The 19272-nt window shown below is 41.8% G+C and carries 19 protein-coding genes; 12 read left to right on the top strand and 7 right to left on the bottom strand.

Annotated elements, in window-relative coordinates; all coding sequences use genetic code 11:
- Nucleotides 1-11: 11 nt before the first annotated feature.
- The 3 genes from ACP14V_RS03945 (at nucleotide 12) to ACP14V_RS03935 (ending at nucleotide 2883) form a co-directional block, all read left to right on the top strand.
- Nucleotides 12-695, top strand: a complete 684-nt coding sequence (locus tag ACP14V_RS03945) for a DUF4386 domain-containing protein (protein ID WP_272609422.1) — start codon at nucleotides 12-14, stop codon at nucleotides 693-695.
- 124 nt (nucleotides 696-819) lie between these two features.
- The gene (locus ACP14V_RS03940; RefSeq protein ID WP_136565657.1) at nucleotides 820-2331 is read left to right on the top strand and encodes a helicase HerA-like domain-containing protein; all 1512 of its coding nucleotides are present in this window, start codon (nucleotides 820-822) and stop codon (nucleotides 2329-2331) included.
- Between the two features lie 6 nt (nucleotides 2332-2337).
- The gene (locus tag ACP14V_RS03935; RefSeq protein WP_272609421.1) at nucleotides 2338-2883 is read left to right on the top strand and encodes a hypothetical protein; all 546 of its coding nucleotides are present in this window, start codon (nucleotides 2338-2340) and stop codon (nucleotides 2881-2883) included.
- Between the two features lie 11 nt (nucleotides 2884-2894).
- Here ACP14V_RS03935 and ACP14V_RS03930 read toward each other — a convergent pair whose 3' ends face one another.
- Nucleotides 2895-3323 (bottom strand): winged helix-turn-helix transcriptional regulator, encoded by a 429-nt coding sequence (locus ACP14V_RS03930; RefSeq protein WP_136565655.1) that lies wholly within the window; start codon nucleotides 3321-3323, stop codon nucleotides 2895-2897.
- Between the two features lie 92 nt (nucleotides 3324-3415).
- Here ACP14V_RS03930 and ACP14V_RS03925 point away from each other — a divergent pair, with 92 nt between their 5' ends.
- From ACP14V_RS03925 to ACP14V_RS03915, 3 genes are read left to right on the top strand one after another with little or no spacing between them, the layout of a single operon-like run.
- Nucleotides 3416-4255 carry an alpha/beta hydrolase gene (locus tag ACP14V_RS03925; protein WP_136565654.1) on the top strand — a complete coding sequence of 280 codons (840 nt, stop codon included), beginning with the start codon at nucleotides 3416-3418 and terminating at the stop codon, nucleotides 4253-4255.
- Between the two features lie 32 nt (nucleotides 4256-4287).
- On the top strand, nucleotides 4288-4710 hold the full coding sequence (locus ACP14V_RS03920) for a VOC family protein (protein WP_136565653.1): 423 nt from the start codon (nucleotides 4288-4290) through the stop codon (nucleotides 4708-4710).
- A 9-nt stretch (nucleotides 4711-4719) separates the two neighbouring features.
- Nucleotides 4720-5535 (top strand): 3-keto-disaccharide hydrolase, encoded by an 816-nt coding sequence (locus ACP14V_RS03915; RefSeq protein WP_272609420.1) that lies wholly within the window; start codon nucleotides 4720-4722, stop codon nucleotides 5533-5535.
- Nucleotides 5536-5539: 4 nt separating this feature from the next.
- Here the strand turns inward: ACP14V_RS03915 and ACP14V_RS03910 are convergent, their stop codons facing one another.
- Complete coding sequence (locus ACP14V_RS03910; RefSeq protein WP_272609419.1) at nucleotides 5540-6157, bottom strand: DUF2306 domain-containing protein; 618 nt, start codon at nucleotides 6155-6157, stop codon at nucleotides 5540-5542.
- Between the two features lie 128 nt (nucleotides 6158-6285).
- On the opposite strand from ACP14V_RS03910, the gene ACP14V_RS03905 reads away from it, so the two are divergent.
- Nucleotides 6286-6435 (top strand): hypothetical protein, encoded by a 150-nt coding sequence (locus tag ACP14V_RS03905; RefSeq protein ID WP_272609418.1) that lies wholly within the window; start codon nucleotides 6286-6288, stop codon nucleotides 6433-6435.
- Nucleotide 6436: 1 nt separating this feature from the next.
- Here the strand turns inward: ACP14V_RS03905 and folD are convergent, their stop codons facing one another.
- From folD to ACP14V_RS03890, 3 genes are all read right to left on the bottom strand, one after another.
- A complete protein-coding gene (gene folD / locus ACP14V_RS03900; protein WP_272609417.1) occupies nucleotides 6437-7324 on the bottom strand; it encodes a bifunctional methylenetetrahydrofolate dehydrogenase/methenyltetrahydrofolate cyclohydrolase FolD in 888 nt (295 codons plus the stop codon).
- Between the two features lie 102 nt (nucleotides 7325-7426).
- Nucleotides 7427-8755 carry a signal recognition particle protein gene (gene ffh / locus ACP14V_RS03895; protein WP_272609416.1) on the bottom strand — a complete coding sequence of 443 codons (1329 nt, stop codon included), beginning with the start codon at nucleotides 8753-8755 and terminating at the stop codon, nucleotides 7427-7429.
- Nucleotides 8756-8859: 104 nt separating this feature from the next.
- The gene (locus ACP14V_RS03890) at nucleotides 8860-10623 is read right to left on the bottom strand and encodes a hypothetical protein (protein ID WP_272609415.1); all 1764 of its coding nucleotides are present in this window, start codon (nucleotides 10621-10623) and stop codon (nucleotides 8860-8862) included.
- A 114-nt stretch (nucleotides 10624-10737) separates the two neighbouring features.
- Here ACP14V_RS03890 and ACP14V_RS03885 point away from each other — a divergent pair, with 114 nt between their 5' ends.
- The 3 genes from ACP14V_RS03885 (at nucleotide 10738) to ACP14V_RS03875 (ending at nucleotide 14824) form a co-directional block, all read left to right on the top strand.
- Entirely contained in the window at nucleotides 10738-11238 is a 501-nt protein-coding gene (locus tag ACP14V_RS03885; RefSeq protein WP_272609414.1) for an RNA polymerase sigma factor, read from the top strand.
- Nucleotides 11239-11367: 129 nt separating this feature from the next.
- Nucleotides 11368-12282 carry a FecR family protein gene (locus ACP14V_RS03880; RefSeq protein ID WP_272609413.1) on the top strand — a complete coding sequence of 305 codons (915 nt, stop codon included), beginning with the start codon at nucleotides 11368-11370 and terminating at the stop codon, nucleotides 12280-12282.
- Complete coding sequence (locus tag ACP14V_RS03875) at nucleotides 12260-14824, top strand: TonB-dependent receptor (protein WP_272609412.1); 2565 nt, start codon at nucleotides 12260-12262, stop codon at nucleotides 14822-14824. The genes ACP14V_RS03880 and ACP14V_RS03875 overlap by 23 nt, the downstream gene beginning before the upstream one ends.
- A gap of 27 nt (nucleotides 14825-14851) precedes the next feature.
- Here the strand turns inward: ACP14V_RS03875 and ACP14V_RS03870 are convergent, their stop codons facing one another.
- Both ACP14V_RS03870 and argS read right to left on the bottom strand, forming a co-directional pair.
- Nucleotides 14852-15694: a hypothetical protein gene (locus ACP14V_RS03870; protein ID WP_272609411.1), complete on the bottom strand. Its 843-nt coding sequence runs from the start codon at nucleotides 15692-15694 to the stop codon at nucleotides 14852-14854.
- A gap of 437 nt (nucleotides 15695-16131) precedes the next feature.
- The gene (gene argS / locus ACP14V_RS03865; protein WP_272609410.1) at nucleotides 16132-17910 is read right to left on the bottom strand and encodes an arginine--tRNA ligase; all 1779 of its coding nucleotides are present in this window, start codon (nucleotides 17908-17910) and stop codon (nucleotides 16132-16134) included.
- Between the two features lie 106 nt (nucleotides 17911-18016).
- Here argS and ACP14V_RS03860 point away from each other — a divergent pair, with 106 nt between their 5' ends.
- Both ACP14V_RS03860 and ACP14V_RS03855 read left to right on the top strand, forming a co-directional pair.
- Nucleotides 18017-18442: a hypothetical protein gene (locus tag ACP14V_RS03860; RefSeq protein ID WP_272609409.1), complete on the top strand. Its 426-nt coding sequence runs from the start codon at nucleotides 18017-18019 to the stop codon at nucleotides 18440-18442.
- Complete coding sequence (locus ACP14V_RS03855) at nucleotides 18439-18963, top strand: DUF1648 domain-containing protein (RefSeq protein ID WP_136565642.1); 525 nt, start codon at nucleotides 18439-18441, stop codon at nucleotides 18961-18963. Before ACP14V_RS03860 ends, ACP14V_RS03855 begins: the two co-directional genes overlap by 4 nt.
- Nucleotides 18964-19272: the final 309 nt, after the last annotated feature.

The following is a 19272-nucleotide window of genomic DNA, read 5'->3' as shown; positions in this document are numbered from 1 at the left end:
AAACCTTTACCGTGAAAACCAATAAAAGTACTGCCCGCTTGGCCGGATTTCTATATTTAATAGTGGTCCTTGCTGGAATTTTTTCCCTATTGTATGTCCCTTCTCAACTTATTGAATGGAAAAACGCCCAACAAACTTTGGAGAACATTCAGAATTCCGAAAGTTTGTTTCGGCTTGGCATGGTGGCGGAAACCATCAGTTTTACTGCTTTTCTATTATTGCCATTGGTGCTATACAAGCTCTTTCATACCGTGAACAAAACTTTTTCGGTGGCCATGGTGGCCCTGGCCCTGCCTACCGTCCCTATTTTCTTTAGCATCCTTTTGCATAAATTTGCCGTTCTGTCATTGATTCATGCTCCTGAAAATCCATCTTGGCCCATTGCAGAACAGATTCTGTTCCATTTGGGACAATATGGCGACGGAAACCTCTTAGGTCAAAATTTTTGGGCCTTATGGCTTTTTCCTTTTGGATATTTAGTTTTTAAATCTGGTTACCTTCCCAAGTTGCTCGGTATTTTTTTGATGGTGGGCAGTCTTGGATATTACTTGGATTTTTTGGGAAAGATTGCTTTTCCCAATTACTCGGATTTTGCTTTATCAGGGTACATGACCATCCCCGCCAGTATTGGGGAAATTGGAACCTGCCTTTGGCTGGTCATTTTTGGGGCCAAGGAAAAAACAAAAGAAGTCTGAGCTTACCGTTTCAAAGTATGATGGCCCTGCATGTCTGCCTCTCTAGCTTCCCGTAAAGAAGGTTTCTTAATGCGGTTTTCTGTTTTGCTTAAAATTCCCCTATTTTTATCGCAAATTCATCGCGATGGACAACAAAGAAAAATTCTTTGGCCTTATAGAACAAGGTTACACCACCAAAGGGGATTACATTACCGTTGGAGCAGGTATGTTGGGCGGCGAGACCATTACCAATGCCTATATTAAAATTCCCTTAAAAACCCTTAACCGCCATGGCCTTATTGCCGGGGCAACAGGAACGGGCAAGACCAAAACCCTACAAGTGCTTGCTGAAAACCTATCGGATAAAGGCATCCCAGTGTTGCTTATGGACCTTAAGGGTGACCTTAGTGGAATTGCACAGCCTAGTCCTGGCCATCCAAAAATTGATGAGCGCCATGAAAAAATTGGACTCCCATTTGAAGCAAAAGGATTTCCTGTTGAAATATTGTCACTTTCTGAGCAGGACGGAGTTCGTCTTCGGGCTACTGTCTCAGAGTTTGGACCCGTTTTATTGTCCAGAATCTTAGATCTTTCGGTCACACAAGAAGGAATCGTGGCCGTGGTCTTTAAATATTGCGACGATAATAAACTACCCTTATTGGATCTAAAGGATTTTAAAAAAGTCCTTCAATATGCTACAGGAGAAGGTAAAGAGGAGTTCCAGAAAGCCTACGGACGTATTTCTACCAGTTCCACAGGAACCATTCTTCGCAAAATCATAGAATTGGAGCAACAGGGCGCCGACCTTTTCTTTGGTGAGAAATCCTTTGATGTTGAAGATTTGGTGCGCATTGATGAAAATGGCAGAGGTTATGTAAACATCATCAGACTAACAGATATCCAAGACCGACCTAAATTGTTTTCAACATTTATGTTGAGCTTATTGGCCGAAATATATTCCACTTTTCCTGAACAGGGTGATAGCGAAAGACCTGAGTTGGTCCTTTTTATTGATGAAGCCCACTTAATATTTGATAATGCCTCCAAAGCACTGTTGGACCAGATAGAAAGTATTGTAAAATTGATTCGCTCCAAGGGCATAGGGCTTTATTTTGTAACCCAAAACCCCACCGATGTACCCGATGATGTACTTGCCCAGTTAGGCCTTAAAGTACAGCATGCCCTACGTGCATTTACCGCCAAAGATAGAAAAGCCATAAAGCTCACCGCACAAAACTATCCCATTTCGGAGTTTTATGATACGGCTGAAGTCCTCACCTCATTGGGAACCGGGGAGGCCTTGGTCTCTGCATTGGACGAAAAGGGACGGCCCACCCCTTTGGCCGCCACCATGATGCGCGCACCCATGAGCCGAATGGATATTCTAACGGATGCCGAGCTCAAAGACGTTTTAGGCAAATCCAGATTGATCAAAAAATACAATGAGGAAATCGATAGGGAAAGTGCCTACGAAATCCTTAACGAGAAAATTGAAAAGGCCGAACAAGAGGCCGAAAAGGAAAAAGAAGAAAAAACTACTTCAAGAAAATCCTCTTCAACCAGACGAAGTACAAGGATGAACCCAGTGGTAAAAGTACTTACCAGTGCCACGTTCATAAGAGGAGTCCTGGGAGTATTAAAAAAAGTAATCCGATAAAATTTTATGAAAAAAGCGTTGTGTACCTTGAGCATCCTTGGTGCTTTGGTATTTTTATCTTGTGAAAAAGAAACCACTTTTCTTATCACCGAAAACAGTGTGGGGCCATTGGCAAAGTCCACACCAACCTCTGATTTGGATGCCCTTTTTGCTGCAGACTCCATTGTAAGGGATACTGCCATGGCTCAAATTGGGACAAACAATACGAAAGTGGAAATTTTTGAGAAGGGAGGACAACATTTGTTAACGCTCACCCCAAATACCGATAGCATCCCAACGATAACCAATGTGCGCATCATGGATTCCCGCTACAAAACCGAGAGAGGCATTAGTCTAAAAAGCACGTTTGGGGATATTCAAAAGCAATATCCTATAAAAAAAATTGTGACGACTCTGTCCAGCATTGTCATCTTTCCAAAAGAAAGCAACCTGTATTTTACGATTGATAAGGAAGAATTGCCTGCTGATCTACGATTCACGAGGACAGATATAGAAGCTGTCCAGATTCCGCATGAGGCCAAAATAAAATACTTGATGCTCGGTTGGGAGTAATCTTAGATTTTTTAGATTAGACCATAGCGTTCCCGATTGGCAATTACTTTTGGACTGTTGGTCTGCATCCATTCAGTCAGTTCCAGTAATTTTTCAACATAGGATTGCCCAAACTCGGTAAGGCTGTATTCTACCCTAATGGGGACTTCAGCATAAGCATTTCGAGAAATGTACCCATCGGCCTCCAGTACTTTCAACCGTTGACTCAGTACCTTATTGGAAATACCATACACAAACTTCTTAAGCTTGTTAAATCGCAAAACTGGAAAGTAACCCAACCAAAGAAGAATCAGGGCACTCCATTGGTCCGAGGCCACTGACATAACATCTCTGACAGGGCATAGTTCAGGTGGGTTTTTATAATCTATATGCCCGAACATTTTTTCCAACTTTTTTGCCATGCTAACTTTCTGATTTTCAGTAATAGTTTCTGTTTCCATACTTAGTTGGGGTTTGGTGACTTCTTTTTTCTTTAAAAATGAATATGTAATTTTAGTTTCTAAATAAGAGTAAGTTACAAAAAGTAACCGATATGAAAAAACTGTTGAATAAAATAGCTCCATTGGCCTACGGACAATATTTTAACGTTTATACGCTGGTAGCCCCAAAAAAAGCAGCGCACAGAGCTTTCTGTTTGTTTTGCACCGTTCGGAAAGGGAGGGTACAACCCCAGCAGGAGGAATATTTGAAAGATGCAAAACACGAGGTTGAAGAAGTAGCCGGACATCAATTACAATCCTATCATTGGCCTGGAGACAAAGAAACCGTATTGTTGGTCCATGGATGGGAAAGCAATACCTTTCGCTGGAGAAATCTCATCAAAAAACTCCGGGAAGCCAATTTTAACATCATTGCTTTTGATGCCCCCTCCCACGGATATTCTTCGGGTAAGTTGCTCTATGTACCTCTCTACGAACAGGCTGTGCACCACATGGTGAACAAATACAATCCCAAGCACCTCATTGGGCATTCCGTTGGCGGTATGACATTGATGTACAATGAATACAAAAATCCAAATCCAAAGGTTGAGAAGATTATCACCATCGGGTCCCCTTCCGAGTTCCATGAAATCATGGGTCATTTTCAAAACATATTAAAATTCAACGACCGTGTCATGAAATCTTTGGACAATTATATCCTTGATCGGTTTGGATTCCAAATACGGGAATTTTCCACATCCAAATTTGCCCAATCCAACACAAAAAAGGGATTATTGTTCCACGATGTACACGATGCAATAGCTCCGTACAAAGCGTCAAAAGAAGTCCATGCCCAATGGTCAGGCAGCACTTTGGTAAGTACTGAAGGCTTGGGGCACTCCATGCATCAAGACGACGTAAACAATCAAATCATAGATTTTTTGGATGCCTAGGGAAGAAATCCTAAATTTCCTAAAAAATCATCATGAAGCAGATTACTCCCTTCCATGTTGCCATTCCCGTTCACAATTTAGATGAATGCCGAACTTTTTATAGGGACATCTTAGAGTGCGAAGAAGGTCGCAGTAGTGATCATTGGGTAGATTTTAACCTATTCGGTCATCAATTGGTGATTCATTACAAACCAAAATCTGAAGAAACGCTCCACACCAATCCTGTAGATGGTAAAAATGTTCCTGTGCCCCATTATGGTGTGGTATTACCTTGGGAAACTTTTGAGTCTTTTTCTGAAAACTTGAAGAAAAAAGGAGTTGAATTTGTCATCGAACCCTATATCCGTTTTAAAGGCGAAGTTGGGGAACAGGCCACCATGTTCTTTTTAGACCCTGCCGGAAACGCCCTTGAATTTAAAGCTTTTAAGGATATGGACCAATTGTTCGCCAAATAGAAGTCAACCATGAAAAACGTAAAGCCTATTTTTCTGCTAGCTTCAACACTGGCAATAACAGTATTCACCCTCGGCTGCAAGCAAAAAAACAAGGAAACTGGAAAAGACCAAAGTGAATGGATTCAACTATTCAACGGGGCAAATTTGGACAATTGGACCGTAAAAATTCACCACTATGAGGTTGGGGATAATTTTGGGGACACTTTTAGGGTAAAAGATAGTATTCTCCAGGTGAGGTACGATAACTATGAAGGCCATTTCAATGAACGCTATGGTCATTTGTATTACGACCAACCTTTTTCCAACTATCATTTGGTCGTGGAATATCGGTTTGTGGAGGGATGGTACGAGACTGCACCAGATTATACATTGCTAAACAGTGGGGTCATGTTCCACTCCCAAGACCCCAGAACCATGCCCAAGGAGCAAGACTGGCCCATTTCCGTGGAGATGCAGTTTCTTGCGGAAGTAAACAAAGGAGAATCCAGACCAACCGGAAACATGTGTTCACCTGGGACAGATGTGGTTTATGAAGGACAGATTGACCCTAGACACTGTATTAGTTCTTCCAGCGACACCTATCCAGTTGGGGAATGGATACGTGCAGAGCTGATTGTACATGGCGATTCGTTGATTACCCATATCATCAATGGCAAAAAGGTATTGGAATACAGCAAGCCCCAGATTGGTGGTGGTGTGGCCAATCGCTATGACGAAGCCATTAAAATTGATGGGACCCCTCTAAAAGAAGGATTCATTGCGCTTCAAAGTGAAGGCCAAGCCATAGATTTTAGAAAAGTGGCGTTAAAGATTCTTGACGAGTAAGAACTCATTCCAAAGTGAGCCCTTTTCTTCTTACCCACAAATGGGCAAATACCATGTTGGGCACCCAACAAAGCCATGCCACAATTTTGTAGGCAATTAAAAATTCGCCAAAAACCATTGTTAGCAAAGGTAGCCAAATGCGAAGTGTAACTGCTGCAAAACAGGCCGCGTAGCTGTAGATCATCATTCCCTGATGCAAGGACAGGTCTTTTTTTCTGATAGCCCAATATGCCCATCCCGTGGTGTATAACCATATCAATCCCAACCCTATAAATCCTAGTGCCGGAACAATACCCCCTGTTGCGAAAAATCCCAGATATACTCCACAGATTCCACTGATAAAAGCTGCCCCTACATAAACTTTCCCAAGGTTTCGGTGTAGTTTTAAGTACTTGGAACGTAACTTTTTACTAAACTGCGACCACCCCAATAACAAGGCCAATCCTCCAAAGGAAATATGTCCGTAGAAAGCAGCACGCCAAACTTGATTGGCCAATAGTTCCTTTGATTTTCCGGCCAGAAGACCAAAATCACCAGAGGAAAATAAATAAGCCAAGGGATATATTCCAATGGCCATGGCCAAAAAGGCGAACACAATCCAAGCTACCCTGTTTCTAACCATACCGGCTATATACTTTGATTTTCAGATAGGTAAGTTATCGAATATTTGGGTGAAAAAACAAGAATCAAAAATCTTAATCGTTATATAGGTTGATGAACCGGCCATTAAGCCTCCCAAATCGTATCATCATGAAAATAATTCTACTTCTGATTACCATATTTTTTTCATCAATGGCAGTAACAAGTTGCACCAATGACGAAGGAGAGACTGAGTTTGACCACATTACTCCTGAAGAGGAGCAACAAGCCCTTTTAGATAGGATGGAGCAGGAAAAGTGAATTAACTTTTCTTGTTTTTGTGTCTTCCTCTAGCCAACAAGGTGTTTTTTAGCAACATGGCAATGGTCATAGGACCTACGCCACCAGGAACTGGCGTGATGTAAGAGGCTTTTTTGCCCACATTTTCAAAATCGACGTCCCCAGTGATGTAGTATCCCCGTTCCTTGGTTTCATCAGGAACGCGGGTAATACCCACATCTATGATGACCACCCCATCCTTGACCATATCGGCTTTAAGGAAATTGGGAACTCCCAGTGCAGAAACCACAATATCGGCTTGCAAGGTAAGTGATTTAAGATCCTTGGTCCTACTATGGGTTAGGGTAACCGTGGCATCGGCCGCTTTTCCTTTCTGGCTCATCAAAATACTGATAGGCCTTCCCACAATATGGCTTCTACCGATCACTACAGTGTGCTTGCCTGAAGTTTCAACATTGTATCTACGCAGCAGCTCCATAATACCAAAGGGAGTAGCGGGAATAAACGACTCCATATCAAGCGCCATTCTACCAAAATTGGTGGGATGAAAACCGTCCACATCCTTGTTGGGGTCAACGGCCAACAATACCTTTTCCTCATCAATATGTTTGGGCAGGGGCAACTGAACAATATATCCGTCAATATCTGGATTGGCATTAAGTTCCGCTACCTGCTTCAACAGGGCATCCTCTGTGGTGTCTTCAGGAAGATGGACCAAGGTGGATTCGAAACCTATTTTTTTACAGGAACGTACTTTACTGCCCACATAGGTTAGGCTAGCACCATCGTTCCCCACCAAAACGGCGGCCAAATGGGGTACTTTTTCCCCTCTCTCTTTCATTTGCGCCACCTCGGCGGCGATCTCTTCTTTGATTTGGTTTGATATTTTTTTTCCGTCAAGGATTTCCATGGTCTGGCTTTGGTTTTCTGGTAATTAAATAGTGGTTCTGTTATCTATTGTCTGATTTCTGAAGTCTAGTGTCCGATGTCTGATGTCTGTTGTCTGACAAAATTATCGCATGTTCTGCATCATCTGCATCATCTTTTTGCCACCTCCACCTTGCATCATCTTCATCATTTTGCTCATTTGGTCAAACTGTTTCAGCAATTGATTCACTTCTTGGATGGAAGTACCACTACCGGCTGCGATACGCTTTTTTCGACTAGCATTGAGTTTGGATGGTGTAGAGCGTTCATCAGGGGTCATGGAGTGGATAATGGCCTCAATATGCTTAAAGGCATCGTCATCAATATCCAAGCCTTTAAGGGCCTTTCCCGCACCGGGAATCATCCCCATAAGGTCTTTCATGTTCCCCATCCGTTTGATCTGCTGAATCTGACTTAGGAAATCGTCAAAACCAAACTTGTTCTTGGCAATTTTCTTTTGGATTTTACGGGCCTGTTCCTCATCAAACTGCTCTTGGGCACGTTCTACCAAGGAAACCACATCTCCCATCCCCAAAATACGATCGGCCATCCTTGAAGGGTGAAAAACATCGATGGCTTCCATTTTTTCACCGGTACCAATGAACTTGATGGGCTTGTCCACCACAGATTTAATGGAAATGGCAGCACCCCCACGGGTATCCCCATCCAGTTTGGTCAGGATAACCCCATCAAAGTTGAGTACATCGTTGAAGGCCTTGGCCGTATTCACCGCATCCTGACCCGTCATGGCATCCACCACAAAAAGGGTCTCTTGAGGCTCAATAGCCTTGTGGATGTTGGCAATCTCGGTCATCATTTGTTCATCCACGGCCAATCGACCTGCGGTATCCACGATTACCACATTACAACCCAAACCTTTGGCATGTTTTATACCGGCTTTGGCAATGGCCACGGGATCATTGTTCTCCCGATCGGAATACACCTCAACCCCAATTTGTTCGCCAACCACATGCAACTGGTCAATCGCCGCGGGACGATACACATCACAGGCCACCAACAATGGTTTTTTGGTCTTCTTGTTTTTGAGGAAATTGGCCAATTTTCCGGAAAAGGTGGTCTTACCGGAACCTTGTAGACCAGACATTAAAATTACGGATGGATTTCCTGAAAGATTGATATCCTCTGCATCGCCACCCATAAGTTGGGTAAGCTCGTCCTTTACAATCTTTACCATAAGCTGGCCAGGCTGCAAGGTGGTCAGTACATTCTGGCCCAATGCCTTTTCCTTTACGGTATTGGTAAATTCCTTGGCTATCTTAAAGTTGACATCGGCATCCAATAGGGCCCTACGAACCTCCTTAAGGGTTTCCGCCACATTAATCTCCGTAATCTGTCCATGTCCTTTGAGGACGTGGAGCGCCTTATCCAGTTTATCGCTTAAATTGTCGAACATGTTCTTACTTCAGTTTAAAAGAGGGACAAATTTAAGAATAATTAAAAAGAAAAGGACGGCTTTGGGGAGAGCCGTCCTTTTCAAACTAACAGATTGGGGAAATTTTATGGTTTTTCAAAGACCAATATCTCCGTTGAGTTCTCTTGTTCATGTACCAATTCAATTCTGTTGGCCTCAACCATGTTGATATACCAATCTTCGGTAAGTTCTCCCAAAGAGCCTTCTGCACCTAAATTCAAATAGAATTTCAGCACTCCGTCATGGTTTCTCAACACCCTCCACAGTCCTTCTGCAATTGGATCATCATTTATAGATACTCCTACTTGGTGCATGGCATCGAAATTGAATTCCATAGTAGCATATTCACTGGTAAGGTCTTCATTGTTTTCCTTATACTGCGCAACCATCCATGGTCCACCCATCATAATATTCCTAATTTCCGCTACATCTTCATCATCCGCATTATCATCACAAACACGCTGTAAGATTAGTTCGTAGCCAATATCTTCCACTTCAAATTTAAGTCTGTCATTGGCAAGATCTCTTAAAGGCCATTCGAAGTTAACCCCGGGTTCATCTCCCATGGTAATCATAAGTGACATGACCAACTGGCTGTTAAGGCCTATTTCCCAAGTACCTTCGGAAGTTGATACACCATTGCTCAAGGTAACCACACCCTCTGCCATAAACTTGAATTCATAGCCCAACAATCTTTCAATCTCTTCGCCTTGGTTTTTCACTTTTTTAATGATCCATTCACATTCACCAAGGATAGCTCTCAAGGTATCAGGGTCTGGTTCTTCTCCGGGATTGATGTCACATCGTTGCTTAAGTATGATCCTGTTGGCACTTTCGGCATATAGTTTGATCTTGCCTTCACCAATTTCATACACCACCCATTCCAAATTAAAGTCAACCAAAGTGTCGAATTCCAAGGTCAGAACTGGTCCATGGTCAGACTGGCTAGTACTCCATGTACCATTAATCGTATTCCCGCTGGAAACTTTTACTACTACGGTACCATCTTCGGAAAAAGTCATCAAGTATTCAAAATATTGACCGGTCTGGTCCACTTCATTGCGGATTACTTCTCGTACTTCCCATGGGCATTCCACCAAATAAGCGTCCAATCGTTCTTTGCTAAAATCATCATCATTATAATCATCATCGTCATCTTCGTCACAATCGTCCTTGGCATTGCTCAACGCAGCAGCAAGTGAAGCATTGTTTTCAACTACGATTTCGGTACCATCGTATTTTTTTAGGGTGATGGGAAAGTCAATACTCACCAAGGCATCATCCTCAAGTTCTGCAAAGAACTTTCTCATTTGCTCATCGCTTTCAATCTTAACCTCTCCTGATACTTGGTTGTTCACATCAAAATTGAACAAGGTGATGGGGTATACAAAATCGATACATTCAATATCATCATCGTCTCCTCCTTCAAGGCAATCTCTTGCCATATCCTCCAATTGGTCAACGTTTTCAATAACGATTTCACTAAAATCCGAAAGGGTAATCGTAACGGGGAAGATGATATCAAGAATGTCATCATCATCATCTATTTCATCAAAGATTTCCTCTATGGTGTGCAAGTCTTCTTTGGAATCTATTGTGATTTGGATTCCATTCACCTCCACGGTATAGGGAAACTTAACGGCAAAACAACTTGCTTTGTCTACAATATTGTCATAAGAACCATCTTGTGAAGATGTTTTCTCGATCAGTTGCGCCGTATTGGAGTTGGCAATAATGGTTTCCTGATCTTCAACGCCGCCAATTTCCTCGAACTCATCTTGGCAAGCAGTAAAATTAAGGCCCGCAAGTAAAAGGCCTACGTATAAGAAGTTGTGCATCAACTTTTTCATAACAATTTGAATTTTGGGGTTAGAATTCAATCCTAAAACAACTGCGTTAAAAAAAACCCTACCAAATCTTAATTTTTTTTAAAATATCTTTGGAACGGAAACAAATCTTTTTCCATGAACAACGTTTGTGAAGAACAAGTCTTCAGTTCCATATTCAAGTCCAATTCCAAAACGGTTTTCAACTATATCTATTATAAGTTTGGAAACGCGGAAAAAGCAAATGATGCGGTACAGGAAGCTTTTGTAAAGCTTTGGGAGAACTGCGCAAAGGTGAGCCCGGAAAAAGCAAAATCCTACGTATACACCGTTGCCAATAATCTTTATTTAAATGTAATAAAGGCTGAAAAGGTACGGTTGAAGTACGCTAATTCCGTAAATGAACAATCTTCCTATCTCTCGCCAGAATTTTTGATGGAAGAAAAGCAGTACAAAGAAAAGTTGGAAAATGCCCTTAACGCGCTTCCCGAAAATCAACGGACCACTTTTTTATTGAACAGAATCGATGGAAAAAAATATGCCGAGATTGCCGAAATGGAAGGTGTTAGTGTAAAAGCCATTGAAAAACGGATGCATTTGGCCCTAAAAAGTCTGAGGGAACAAATAGATGGCTTATGATACAATGTATAATGGACAATTTATAATTAGCAATAATTAATTGCCGTTAACCATTTATTGAACATTGCTAATTGATAAAGTAGGGTTTTTTAGAATATAGTTGTTACAATAAGGTAAAGCATAGAAACCATGCAGGAAAATTACTTGGCAAAATGGCTCAGTGGAGAGCTTTCCGAAAAGGAGCTTGCGGAATTTAAAAAGTCCGCGGAGTATGCTTCCTATCAAAAGCTCAAAGAGACCTCAAGCACTTTGAAGTCTCCAGAATTTGATATGGACAGTGCTTTTGAACTGATCAAACAGCAACATTTTGGCCAAGCACCAAAGGTAATCACCCTAAATCCGTTCAAGAAATTCCTTCGTGTTGCCGCCGTGATAGCTGTAATGCTTGCCGGTTCCTATTTCTATCTCAACTCACTGGATGAATCCATCAGTACGCAATTTGCGGAACGTACCGAGGTTACCCTTCCTGATAATTCTGAGATTTTCCTCAATGCCGATTCCCACATCTCCTACAACAAAAAGAATTGGGACAAGGAACGAAACGTCTCCTTAAACGGGGAAGCCTTCTTCAAAGTGGCCAAAGGAAAAAAATTCACCGTGCAAACAGACCACGGAACTGTTGCAGTGCTCGGAACCCAATTCAATGTAGAAAATAGAAAAGGTTTTTTTGAAGTGACTTGTTACGAAGGTTTGGTAAGCGTTACTTTTAATGACCAAGAAACCAAATTGCCAGCGGGTTCATCGTTTTTGGTCATTGATGGAAAACTTGTAGAAACTGCTAAACCCAAAGACAATCAACCCGCATGGATGAACAACGAAAGTAGCTTTGAAAGTATACCCCTCCAATTTGTCTTCGCTGAATTGGAAAGGCAGTTTAACCTCCGTGTGACAACAAAAAATATAAACACCGAGTTGCTTTTTACGGGCAGCTTCAACAACACAGACCTCAATATGGCGTTAAAAAGTATAAGTACCCCCTCCCAAATCCATTACAAAGTTGAGGGTGATAATGTACTTTTCTATGCTGGGAACACTCCGCAATAGCCAGTTCTGCCTTTTGTTGGGCTTTTTACTGTTCTTCCTTACCCTACCCGCCCAGGAAAAACAGCAAACCCCTGTTGACCTTATTTCTTATATAAAAACCTTGGAAAATCGGTTCAATATCAAATTTTCATATCTCAATGAGGATTTGGATGATTTCAAGCTCTCCGTTCCGGAGAACAGGGTCAGTTTGGAGGACATTCTAAATTATATCGAGTCTAAATTCCAGATAAAGGCAGAAAAACTTGATGAACGCTACTACACCCTGACCAAAAGCTCCCATATATCCCTTTGCGGAACTGTGTTGGACAATTTTGCAGAGAACACCATTCCCGGGGCTTCCATAGAGGTTTTAGGAACCAAGATAGCCCAGACCACGGATACCAATGGCAATTTTTCCATGAACAACATACCTAGGGATGCCTCTCTTAAAATTCGATATTTGGGCTACCTTACCAAGTACATTCCCATTGAAGATTTGATCCGCCAAGAATCGTGTGCAAAAATCTTGATGGCCCCGCACTACGAACAATTGGATGAGGTCATTGTGTACAAATATTTGACCACGGGCATCCTCAAAGAACAAGATGGTAGCATTACCTTGAACACTGCTGAATTTGGAATCCTGCCAGGACTTATAGAACCCGATGTACTACAGACCGTTCAGGCACTGCCCGGCATAAAGAGTATTGATGAGACCGTATCCGATATCAATGTAAGAGGTGGGACAAATGACCAAAACCTCGTGTTATGGAACGGCATAAAAATGTATCAGTTTGGGCATTTTTTCGGGTTGATATCTGCCTTCAACCCCTATCTGACCGACAAGGTCTCCGTTATAAAAAATGGGACGCCCGCTGCCTTTGGTGATGGGGTGAGCAGCGTCATCCAAATGGAGACGAGCAACCAAATTGTGGATACTTTTGAAGGCGGAGCTGGCTTCAACTTCATCAGTGGGGATATCTTTGGCCAGTTTCCCTTGAGCAACAAATTAGGCTTTCAGTTTTCGGCAAGGCGCTCCACAACCGATTTTCTGAACACGCCCACCTACAATAAATTTTTCGATCGGGCCTTTCAAGATAGCAAGGTGACCGATGAGAACAATGTTACCGTTGATGAGAACATTTCAAGGGATGAAGATTTCTATTTCTATGATTTTTCGGGAAAATTGCTGTACGACATCAATGATTTTCATAAGCTGCGATTCAGCGCAATCCACATCAACAACAATTTAAATTATATTGAAACCGACCAGACCAATGATGAGACCACCCAAAGCATCTTGGAGCAGACCAATATCTCCATTGGGGGTCAACTGTTGAGTGATTGGTCCGGCAACTTTTCTTCTCAACTCAACGTGTATTATTCCAGATACAACTTAGACGCACAAAGCATTTTTGACAATCAGATACAGCAACTGGAGCAAAAAAACATTGTGGATGAACGGGCAGTAAAAGTGAACACCGAATACAAATTTACAGATCATCTACAATGGACCAATGGGTTCCAATATATTGAGACAGGTGTGGAAAACTTTACTGATGTTAATGTACCAGATTTCCATAGCAAAGTTATAGATGTAATCCGGATTCGCTCTCTTTACTCCGAAGCTAGACATACGTCTTTTAGAAATAAGTTTATCTGTATGTTAGGGGTACGATTCAACTTCATTGAAAACCTAGGTACATTCAACAAATATTTGGTGGAACCCCGTATCAATCTCAACTTCAAACTGGCCAATTATCTTCGGGCAGAGTTGTTGGGGGAGTTCAAAAGCCAGACCACCCACCAAATCATAGATTTGGAACAAAACTTTTTAGGCATAGAAAAACGCCGATGGACCTTATCGGATGACGACACCTTACCCATCACCCATAGCAAACAAGGCTCCTTAGGCATTAATTATGAACGAAATAATTTTTATCTAGGCCTTGAAGGTTTCTACAAAAACGTGGATGGCATCAGCACCCGAACCCAAGGGTTTCAGAACCAAAACCAATTTAGCGGGGAAATAGGCAGTTATGATGTAAAAGGCGTTGAATTCCTCATCAATAAAAGAGGGGACAATTATAGCACTTGGTTGAGCTATGCCTACAACAAAAACGATTATACATTCAACTCGGTGGTGCCTAGCAAATTTCCCAACAATTTGGACATACACCACACCATAACCTTTGCGGGAACCTACAATTATAAAGACCTAAAACTGAGTTTGGGCATAAACTACCGTACTGGAAAGCCCTACACCGAACCCTTGGAAGGAGATCAAGCTTTGGACAATTCCTTTTTCCCGGCCCGAATCAACTATCAATCGCCCAACAGCAGCCGTTTACCTGAGTATTTTAGGGCAGATGCCTCTGCAGTCTATAGTTTTGATATGGGCAGAAGGATACGGGCAACCACTGGAGTTTCGTTGCTCAATATGACCAACCGCAAAAATAGTTTAAACCGGTATTACCGTGTTAATGATGAAGACCAAATTGAAGCTGTGGAAAGTATTTCCTTGGGCATTACCCCCAACATGAGTTTTAGGATTAGTTTCTAAGCTTAAGTGAAACCTTCAAAAACAATATCACGGATGATCTGTATAGGGAGGTTCCTCAGGAGTGCCACCACCACTTCCGCCACTTGTGGTACCGCATGGAGGATTTAAGGAAGGATTGGGAATTAACGACCCCTGTTTACCTACGGTAGCATATATGGAGGATATTTCATCTCCCCAATCACTACACCAACTACTACTACAATGTGGAACAGTAGTATATGGAACATTTGGCCCAACAGAGTGTGTGAAACTTCTAAACTTCCAAGCTCCCAAATTTGAAGCAGACAAAGTAACTGATGACAAGCCACTTTGTCTAACATCCAATATAACTTTTTTGCCTCCATAGTTAATATGTTCGTATAATATGAGATAGCAATTTTCAACTTTCAACGAACTAATCCTATCGTTGAAGCTAAATCCAAAATAGGTACATGTTTTTAAGTTGGGGTTATGAAACATGTAACTATCGGGGTTATAATATTCTGGATTAAAATATCTTTTGAAAGATTGACCGCCAAAAAGTGTATGCTCGTATATAGTAAAACTTGAATCCCAAAAAAAATCATTATTATTTTCTGCCATCCTTACACCCTTTGCTTCATTATTTGATCGAATGTTCATCGCCAAATCGGTTATTTTGGACTCTTCAAAAGATTGATTATCCTCAAAAAGAACCGGAAATTCCATATCGGGATTGATGTAGATGACAGAATTTTCAGAGGATAGCACCTCATTAAGTATTCTGAAATCATCTGTTTGATTATATAATGGTTCCTTCTCAGATAGATCAACTTCCACAGATAATTTCTCCCCATTATATATGAATGAGATTTTTTCTATATGGCTTTGATACAATTCCTCATCCTCCATTGCGGAATCTTTGGAACAAGAAAAAACCAATGATAACAAAAGACACAGTAAAAAAGCATTTCTCATATTTTTAAACCTAATAGTTAGTATATCTTTTGTTAAATGTAGTATTTATCTTCATAATTTTGATGATACAATAAAAATATTTAGGAATTATCCTATAATTTAATTTCAATCAAAAGGCTTGACATTTTAGATTTACGATTAAATCATCTTTAACTTATCAAGATAACTAAACCCACACCAAGTTTGGTTCAGACAAAATTTCCCATACCAATTCCATTTACGGCTCTATTCGCAGGTAAATGAAATTCAAATGAATCTGGAATTTTTACTCCTCCAAATTTCTGAACACATTCAACAAAATCCAAAAGACCCCTCCCTCAATAAGAGAAGTGAACTTTGTCAGCTATCAAAACTAGGAGAGTTCAGATTTGCTACATCCGCTCCGGAACATCAATCCCCAATAGTCTAAAAGCGGATTGAATCACTTGCGCCACTTTTTGGGATAGTTGTACCCTGAACTGTTTTTTGGTTTCATCAGGTTCGCCCAAAATGGACACCTGCTGATAAAAGGAATTGAATTCCTTCACCAAATCATAGGTGTAATTGGCAATCAAGGCCGGACTATAGTTTTCAGCAGCCAATTGAATGGTTTCTGGAAACTGCTGAATACCCTTTAACAGCTCCTTCTCCTTTTCATGAAGGGAAAATGTCATGTCGAGCGCGGTCGAGACATCAAAATTGGCTTTTCTTAGAATGGATTGAATCCTAGCATAGGTATATTGAATAAAAGGCCCCGTGTTCCCTTGAAAATCCACGGACTCCTCCGGATTGAACAAAATCCGCTTTTTGGGGTCCACTTTCAGGATGTAATATTTTAGAGCCCCCAACCCAATGGTTCGGTACAGTTGCTGCTTTTCTTCTTCGGTATAGCCTTCCAGTTTGCCCAATTCTACCGAAATGGCCTCTGCGGTCTCCTCCATGTTGGTGATGAGGTCATCCGCATCTACAACGGTACCTTCCCTACTCTTCATCTTTCCGCTGGGGAGGTCCACCATACCGTAACTCAAATGGTACAATTGTTCCGCCCAAGTATACCCCAATTTCTTCAGGATGAGGAACAACACCTTAAAATGGTAGTCCTGCTCATTTCCAACGGTATATACCATCCCATTGATATCCGGGAAATCCGTTACCCGCTGAATGGCCGTTCCAATATCTTGGGTCATATAGACGGCGGTACCATCGGAACGCAACACAATTTTCTCATCCAGTCCCTCATCGGTAAGATCGATCCACACGCTGCCATCTTCTTTTTTAAAGAAGACCCCCTTCCCCAGACCTTCCTTGACTACATCCCGACCCAACAGATAGGTGTCACTCTCGTAGTAAAGTTTATCAAAATCTACTCCAAGGTTTTTATAGGTGGTATCAAAACCAGCATATACCCAAGCGTTCATTTTCTTCCAAAGGGACACTACCTCAGCATTTCCCGCTTCCCATTTGCGGAGCATTTCTTGGGCTTCCAATAAAATGGGTGCTTCCTTTTCAGCTTGGTCCTTGTCAATTCCACTGGTAACCAATGCTGCAATTTGCTCCTTGTAAGCCTTGTCAAAGGCCACATAGTATTTCCCCACCAAATGATCGCCTTTTAATCCGGTGGATTCTGGAGTCTCACCTTCCCCAAATTTCTGCCAAGCCAACATGCTTTTGCAGATATGGATGCCACGATCGTTGATAATCTGGGTTTTGTACACTTTTCGTCCCGATGCCTTTAAAATCTCAGCTACGGAATACCCCAACAAGTTGTTTCGGATATGTCCCAAGTGCAATGGTTTGTTGGTATTGGGAGAAGAATATTCCACCATTACCGCACCATCCAAAAGTGTTTTTACATACCCGTAGTTTGTCTCCTGTTTAATGCCATTGAAAAAATTGAGATAGTAACTATCTTCAATAACGATGTTTAAAAAACCTTGTACCACATTGCATTTGGCCACTTCATCTACATGCTCTTGCAGATAATCACCGATTTGGGTGCCAATCTGTACGGGATTTCCCTTGATATGGCGCAACATGGGAAACACCACTACGGTAATATCCCCCTCAAAGTCCTTTCGGGTGGGTTGAAATTCCACTGTGGGAAGTTCCACTTGGTACAGTTCTTTTACGGCCGCAATGACCTTAAGGCTCAAATCGTTCTGCAAACTCATCTCAAAAGCATTTCAGCCCGCAAAACTACACATTTTTTTGCGCTTTTGTTTTACTATTTCTGCCACGCAGCATTACACATCCACACAATTTTGAGTATTTTTAGGCATGCTTCTGAACGTCTCTTATTCCGATAAAGACATTACCCGAAAAATTGATGCTTCGGTAGGAAAACCTTTTCCCTTAAGGGAAAGATTCGCCATGGGCGGGATTGGCTCCCCAAAACTCTTTATCACCGAGACCAGTGTGGAAATCCAAAACCTGCTTATTTTGGACAACAACCTGAACAGTTGCAACATAGAACTCAGGCCCAAGGGTATCATTGTACGGTTTAGGTCGCTATTGGAAACCTACGGACTCGTTATCCCCTATTACAAATTAACGCTGTACAAAGGAGACATGGCCGTGCACTCCATCCATATGGACCATCACTATATCAAAGTTATATCGGACACCAAGGCCGTTCAGAAATTCTTCAAGAAATTATTGGACCAGAAAGCGAACAATACACCAACCTCCATTGAAGACCTATGAGCCTGTTTAAAAAACAACCGAAAATTGAGGTAAAACCTTCCCCAACAGATCAAAAACTGTATCGCGCGGGGTGGATGGTCGTGGCCTTCAATGTCTTTTTGGTACTGGGAGTCTATTTTGATCTCCCCGAAACCATCCCCACGCACTTCAACTTTCAGGGGCGGGTAGATGGTTATGGACCTAAATCTACCTTGTGGGCCATTCCCATGCTCAGTGCTGGACTGTACCTTGCCATGGGCCTAATTGCCACCAAATTAAAACCGTGGCTCATGAACTATCCGGTAAAAGTTACCGAGGAAAATGCCCCCAAGCTATACCCATTGGCATTGCGAATGCTTTCAGTAATGAACTTCTGTTTTGTAATGGCCTTTTTGATCACCACCGGAATCATTCTTTTAAAAATAAAAGGCTGGATCAATACTGCAGATGTTCAGTTACTTATTGGATTATGGGTACTCAATGGCCTTATACCCCTATACTACGTCTACAAAATGGTAGTGGTGGCAAGGGAGCAGGTCTAGGTTCAAAGTTTAGGCATAGGGTATTCGAGTAAATTTGTGGCATTCGTGTCCAACAAAAAAAACATCATTTCGACATAAGATGCAAAGCATCGATTGAGAAATCCCAACCACCCATAGATTTCTCACATTCGTTCGAAATGACATAGAACATTCGAGTAAATCCGTGACATTCGTGTCCAACAAAAAGAGATTTCTCACATGCCTGCCCGTCCGGTCAGGCGGGCGCTCGAAATGACAACAACAGGCAAAACGTCATTTCGACATGAGTCCCGAAAACTGTCGGGACGATTGAGAAATCCCAACTAACCC

It is taken from the genome of Flagellimonas alvinocaridis, from assembly GCF_965248585.1.
GTDB lineage: Bacteria > Bacteroidota > Bacteroidia > Flavobacteriales > Flavobacteriaceae > Flagellimonas > Flagellimonas alvinocaridis.
Note: the sequence above shows the minus strand (reverse complement) of the source record. Positions and strands in the feature narration are given on the sequence as shown.